We start from the raw sequence: 6441 nt of genomic DNA on the forward strand, positions 1-6441 counted from the left end.
ATCGTTTCGTATTGATTACAGGCTTGTGCATTGCGGCCAACAATGTAATAGTCATCACATGCATCCCAATAACACCGCTGTTTCTGCATGCAAAATCTCTTAGAACAGTTTTTTTATTTTCCCAATGAAAGTCTGCTGACCTACGGTTCTCATGACCCCGGGTTAGTGGTTGTATCCGTGCTTATTGCCATTTTTGCCGCCTTTATGGGGTTTGAGGTTGCTACTCAGGCCGCGGAAAGTCGCGCCAGCAGGCGTCAGGTATTGCTCGCCTCCGGTAGTGTTGCGCTGGGGGGCGGGGTGTGGTCAATGCACTTTATTGGCATGTTAGCCTTTGAACTTTGCACATCGGTAGATTATGGCTGGCAGCTCACCTTACTGTCCGTGATCCCCAGCATTGCTGCCTCGCTGGTGGCGCTAAATCTGATTATTCAAAAAAGCATTACAATAAAGCAGATTTTTCTCGGTGGTGTATTGGTGGGTGCCGGCATCGGCGCTATGCATTATGTCGGTATGGCTTCAATGCAAATGGCAACGTTGTTGCGCTATGACCTGGTAATGTTTTTGGTATCTATCCTGGTGGCTGTGGCGCTGGCCATGCTGTCTTTGTGGGTGCGTTTTGGTATCGCATATTTTGGGCAAACCCGACTTTCTGCACGAAAGGCCAATCTGCTTGCGGCCATTGTGATGGGGGCGGCAATTTCTGGTATGCATTATACCGGGATGGCTGCTGCCCGTTTTGTTTTACCGCCAGGTTTGGAGTTATCCGCGCAACCTGAGGGGATCTCCTTGTTTCTGGCGGCGGGCGTTACCGCGTCTACTATTTTAATTATCAGCATGGTTCTGGGCACCAGTCTGGTGTTTCGCTATAAAGACGCCGGAGAAGCGGCCAGTCTGAGTGCCAGTCGTATGCGCGCCATGATGGATACCGCGGTAGATGGCATTATCACTATCAGTAGCAACGGAACCGTGGTGAGTGTTAACAAAGCTGTTAGTCAGATTTTAGGCTGGTCAGCTGATGAATTGCTGGGAGAAAATGTCAGCAAAATCATGCCTCAACCTTTCAGTGGTGAACACGATGGCTACCTGGAAAATTATCTGAAAACGGGCAAAGCCAATATTATTGGGGTTGGTCGTGAGGTGGACGCTGTGCACAAAAATGGCAAACTGGTTGCCGTGCGTTTGGGGATAGGTCACGTGGTGCAAAAAAGCGAAGATTATTTCGTAGCGTTTTTATCAGATATTCGTCACCGCATCGAAATGGAGCGGGCGCTAAAAGAAAACGAAGCCAAGTTTCGTTCACTCATCTCCAACATTCCCGGGATTGCGTACCGCTGCCTACTGGAAAAAGACTGGCCCATGGTGTTCATCAGCGAAGCTGTGGAAAACATCACGGGCTACAATGCCAGTGAGTTTACTCTGCCCAATCCAAAGCGCAGTTTTGCCGACCTCTATCATCCGGACGACAGAGAACGCATTTATGCTGAAGTAGCAGAACAAAGCTCATTTGCGCTGGAATACCGGATTATTCGCAAGGACGGACAAATTCGTTGGTTATTTGAACATGGCAATATGGTGCAGGTAGAAGATCGCGAAGAGCCCTGGCTGGACGGTTTCATCATGGACATTACCGATCGCAAAACCATGGAACAGGACATGCTGTTGGCAAAAGAAAAAGCGGAACAAGCCGCCGCCGCCAGAGCAGCATTTTTGGCCAACATGAGTCACGAGATTCGCACCCCGATGAATGCCATCATTGGTTTTAGCGATATTCTGATGGACGCCCGTCTTACCACAGAGCAATACAAACATCTGACCACCATAAATCGCTCTGCAAAGTCACTGTTACATTTGCTCAATGACATTCTGGACAGCGCCAAGTTAGATAAAGGTAAATTAGAACTGGAGCAAAGGCCATTTTGCCTGACGGATGAAATCGATGCTGTGGTATCAACATTGTGGTTACAGGCGGATGCTAAGGGGCTGAAATTGCATGTTTCAGTTGATGAGAATATTGCCACCGGTTACCTGGGCTCTCCCGAGCGAATTCGTCAGGTATTAACGAATCTGGTGGGCAACGCTATTAAATTTACAGACACCGGTGAAGTGAAAATTTCTGTGACGATAAAATCCGGAAACAAACTTCGGTTTCAGGTAGAAGATACCGGGATTGGTATGTCTGAGGAACAACTGGAAAGGGTGTTTGATGCCTTTGCTCAGGCTGATGCATCAATGAGCCGCAAATTTGGTGGCACCGGATTAGGTACCACGATCAGTAAACAACTGATTGAGTTGATGGGAGGAACCATCAGTGTCCAAAGTGAGCCAGATAAGGGGACCTGTTTTACTTTTGATTTGCCCTTACAGGTTGCTGAGGTCACTGAAAGTGCAAGTTCCGGCGTGAAGCTACAATTGCCACCATTAACTATTTTGGTGGTGGATGATATTCAGCAAAACATAGATTTATTACTGGTTTTGCTAACCCGTGAAGGTCATCAGGTGATCACTGCGCGCGATGGTCAACAAGCGTTGGTGCGTATGGCAGGCTCACAACCGGATTTGGTGCTGATGGATTTACAGATGCCGGTTATGGATGGGCTGAGTGCCGCCAGAGAACGAAGGCAGCAGGAAAAACAGCAGGGGCTGCCCCCCATTCCTATTATTGCCTTGACCGCCAGTGTGCTGGAACAGGACAAATCTGCGGCAGAAGAAGCCGGAATGGAGGGGTTTGCCAATAAACCTGTTGACCTGATACAACTGAATAATGAAATTGCCCGGGTATTGGGCATAGAAGCAACAGATAACACTTTGCCAGAATCTCAGGAAGGCACGCAACTGATTGATTACCAGCAAGGTGAGGCCTTGTGGGGTAATAAACAAAAGCACGAGAAAGAGTTGCAGACCTTTCTGAAAAATTGTGTTGTTTATGAACAGGAGTTGCGTGATGCATTTAAGTTAGCTGATTGGCAACAACTCTCACTGGTGTGTCATAAAATGAAAGGTGTTGCCGGTAACGTGGCACTGAAAACCACAGTACAGCAACTCAATGAGTTGGAAAAGCAGGTGCAGGAACAAGACAGCGAAAGCACCGGAGAGTTATTGGTACAGTTACAGCAAACATTGTTGCAGGTGCGCGAACTACTCGGCGAAGCCTGTATCAATGATGCGCCTGAGTCACCGGCAGAGGTGGATATGGCGCAAATGATTTTACACAGCGAACGTTTATTGGCAGATTGTGCGGAAAACACCTTCGATGAAAACGATGTACAGGCGCTAATGGTGTTAAAAGCGACACTGTTCCAGGAAACGGTGGAGCAGATCGAAGCAGCGCTTGACGATTTTGATTTTGAAAAAGCCGCGAATCTATGCGCGTTATTGCTGAAAGAACTCAAATCAGCGCAGGAGAAATCATGATTGAAAAAGAAGTTAATCGTCCCAGAATACTCCTGGTAGATGACGAGCCCGTTAATCTGCGAGTACTCAAAAATATTCTGGCTGAGCATTATGATTTGGCTTTTGCCAAAAGTGGTCAGGAAGCCATCAATGTGGCATTAAAGGAGCCACCGGCACTGATCCTGATGGATGTGATGATGCCGGAGATGACCGGTCTGGAAGCCTGCAAAGCATTAAAACAGGCGCCTTCAACCAAACATGTTCCGGTGCTTTTTGTCACTGCGCTGGTTGATGAAAGTGATGAGGCGGCGGGGTTTGAAGCTGGTGGCGTGGATTATATTACTAAGCCGGTGTCACCGGCTATCGTTAAAGCCAGGGTGAAAACTCATTTGTCTTTAGTGCAGGCAGATGAACTGCGGCTTACCCGATTGCAGGTGATTCAACGTCTGGGTCGGGCGGCGGAATATAAGGATAATGAAACCGGCACCCACGTACTGCGTATGAGTCATTACTCGCGTATTTTGGCAAAAGCTTATGGCTTATCTGACAAAGCCGCGGATGATATTCTGCACGCGGCGCCAATGCACGATATCGGGAAAATCGGTATTGCAGATAGCATCTTACTCAAACCCGGTCGACTGACTGAAGAAGAGTTCGACGTAATGCGCACACACCCCCAGATAGGCGCTGATATCATTGGTGAGGCAGACTCTGAGTTACTGCGACTGGCAAAGTCGGTGGCCTTAACTCACCACGAAAAGTGGGATGGCACAGGCTATCCCAATGGCCTGAAAGGTGAAGATATTCCTCTGGAAGGGCGTATCGTTGCCATTGCTGATGTCTTTGATGCGCTGACCAGTAAACGCCCCTATAAAGAAGCCTGGACAGTGGAGAGAACGCTGGATCTTATTCATTCTGAAAGTGGCAAACACTTTGATCCCAGGTTAGTGGAACTACTGGATCAATGTTTAGCTGAGTTTCTGGATATCAAAGCCCGCTGGCAGGATGAATAAATTCAGCCTGAACAAGTTTCCTGAGCCGGCACCCGGTTGTCGGCCAGCAGCGCGTTAAACTGGGCCAAAGGTACGGGTTTGCTGAAATAAAAACCCTGTGCGATGTCGCAGTGAATACTGTTCAGCAGCTCCAGTTGTTCACGGGTTTCTACGCCTTCTGCCACCACTTTCAGGTTAAAGTTCTTGGCCATATCTATGATGGTTTCAGTGATCATTTTATCGGCGGGATCAACGTCAATATCCTTGATAAAACTGCGGTCAATCTTTAACTTATCCACCGGAAAATGCTTTAGATAGGCAATTGAGGAGTGTCCTGTCCCAAAGTCATCAACAGCCAGAGATACCCCCAGCTTTTTCAGATCGTGTAGCAGTTCCATCACGTTGCCGGAGGTTTCCATCAGGCTGTTTTCGGTGAGTTCCAGTTCCAATCGCTGAGGGCGTACTCCGGATTGTTTAATGTGTTTACCCACTTCATCAATAAAATTATCGTAGCGAAAATCCCGGGGCGATATATTCAGCGCCAGGGTGATATCGTGAGTATCTTCCTGCCACTGTTTTAACTGTTTACAACCTTGCGCAATGACCCACTTGGATATTTCGTGGATTAACCCGGTCTCTTCCGCGATTTCAATGAATGCCCAGGGCGTTAATAATCCCTCCTCAGGGTGATTCCAACGGATCAGGGCTTCTGCTCCGGTGATGTCGCCGGAGCGCATGTCTATCTGCGGTTGGTAATACAGCTCCAGCTCCTGACGGTCAATGGCTTTACTCAATTGATTGCTGAGTTTGAACCGTTTATCCACTTCAGCTGTGATGGATTCAGTGTAAAAGGCGTAGGTATTCCTGCCGTTTTGCTTTGCCTTATACATTGCTGAGTCGGCATAAGTGAGTAATTTTTCCAGATCCTCAGCATCATTGGGATAAACGGATATACCAATACTGGTGCCAATTGTGGTTTCCTGATTTGCATCCAGCAAATAGGGGGTTTTTACTTCCTCGATGATATTCTGCGCTATGCTATTTAATGTACTGATCTGAGTGATCCCCTCCAACAGGATCACGAATTCGTCCCCGCCTAAACGGGCAATGGTATCTTCTTCCCGCAGGGTGCATTTTAAACGCCTGGCTACCTGCCTCAGTAGTTCGTCACCCATCATATGGCCCAGACTATCGTTGACCACTTTAAAATGGTCCAAATCCAAAAACAGAATGGCTACCTTATCTTCCGGGTGGCGTTTGGCTCTTTCCAGTGCATGTTCAATGCGTGATTTAAGCAGCAATCTGTTGGGTAACCCCGTCAGGGCATCATAGTGGGCCAACTGCTCCATGCGAGCTTCTGATTGTTTCAGGCGGGTAATGTCTGAAAATACTGCTACGTGATGTGTGACCTGTGCTGCATCATTTTCCACTTTGCTGATGGAGAGCAATTGCGGGTAGATTGTGCCGTCTTTTTTGCGATTCCATATTTCGCCTTTCCAATAACCCTGGCGGTCGATTTCTTCATACATATCCACATAAAACTGTGCATCATGACGGCCAGACTTCAATATTGAGGGAAACTGCCCGGTGACGTCGTCCTGTGAATAACCAGTGATATCGGTAAATGCCCGGTTAACGGTGATGATTTTGTTTTGAGCGTCTGTTACCAGTACGCCTTCCTGTGAGTGCTCAAACACTTTTGCATTGAGCTTTAATTTTTGTTCATTCTCGACGCGTTCAGTTATGTCGTGAATGATGGAAAACAACATGGTTTTGTTGGCATCTTCTATCGGGGTGGAATGCACTTCAACATTGCGGATTTCTTCACTGGCCAACTGATGTTGGAAGGTGAAATAGTTCTGGTTGTGAAGTGCGGCGTTAGTCATTTCCTGCTCCACTTCTTCAGCCGACATAATATTGATGTCCTGAATGCGCTTGCTGATCAGTTCCCGGTGACTAAAGCCGTAAAAAGCCAGCGCTGCGGCGGCGTTTTTCAAGGTAGTTGTCGCCTAAGCCGTTAAGCTGCTTCTTTTTTGCTCTCCGGATTAAGTTCCACAAC

General features: G+C 47.7%; 3 protein-coding genes. 2 read left to right on the forward strand and 1 reads right to left on the reverse strand.

What is annotated here, in order from left to right; translation table 11 throughout:
• Positions 1-87: 87 nt before the first annotated feature.
• Positions 88-3411, forward strand: a complete 3324-nt coding sequence (locus tag AC0J20_RS17735) for an MHYT domain-containing protein (protein ID WP_473022738.1) — start codon at positions 88-90, stop codon at positions 3409-3411.
• On the forward strand, positions 3408-4403 hold the full coding sequence (locus AC0J20_RS17740; RefSeq protein ID WP_473022739.1) for a response regulator: 996 nt from the start codon (positions 3408-3410) through the stop codon (positions 4401-4403). Before AC0J20_RS17735 ends, AC0J20_RS17740 begins: the two co-directional genes overlap by 4 nt.
• Positions 4404-4405: 2 nt before the next feature.
• On the opposite strand, the gene AC0J20_RS17745 is transcribed toward AC0J20_RS17740, so the two are convergent.
• On the reverse strand, positions 4406-6379 hold the full coding sequence (locus tag AC0J20_RS17745; protein WP_473022740.1) for a putative bifunctional diguanylate cyclase/phosphodiesterase: 1974 nt from the start codon (positions 6377-6379) through the stop codon (positions 4406-4408).
• Between the last annotated feature and the right edge of the window lie 62 nt (positions 6380-6441).

The organism is Planctobacterium sp. R6 (assembly GCF_055755215.1).

Bases quoted from the DNA above. Each gene is read 5' to 3' on its own strand.
- AC0J20_RS17735 (WP_473022738.1), top strand. From the start codon at position 88: ATGCAAAATCTCTTAGAACAGTTTTTTTATTTTCCCAATGAAAGTCTG.
- AC0J20_RS17740 (WP_473022739.1), top strand. From the start codon at position 3,408: ATGATTGAAAAAGAAGTTAATCGTCCCAGAATACTCCTGGTAGATGAC.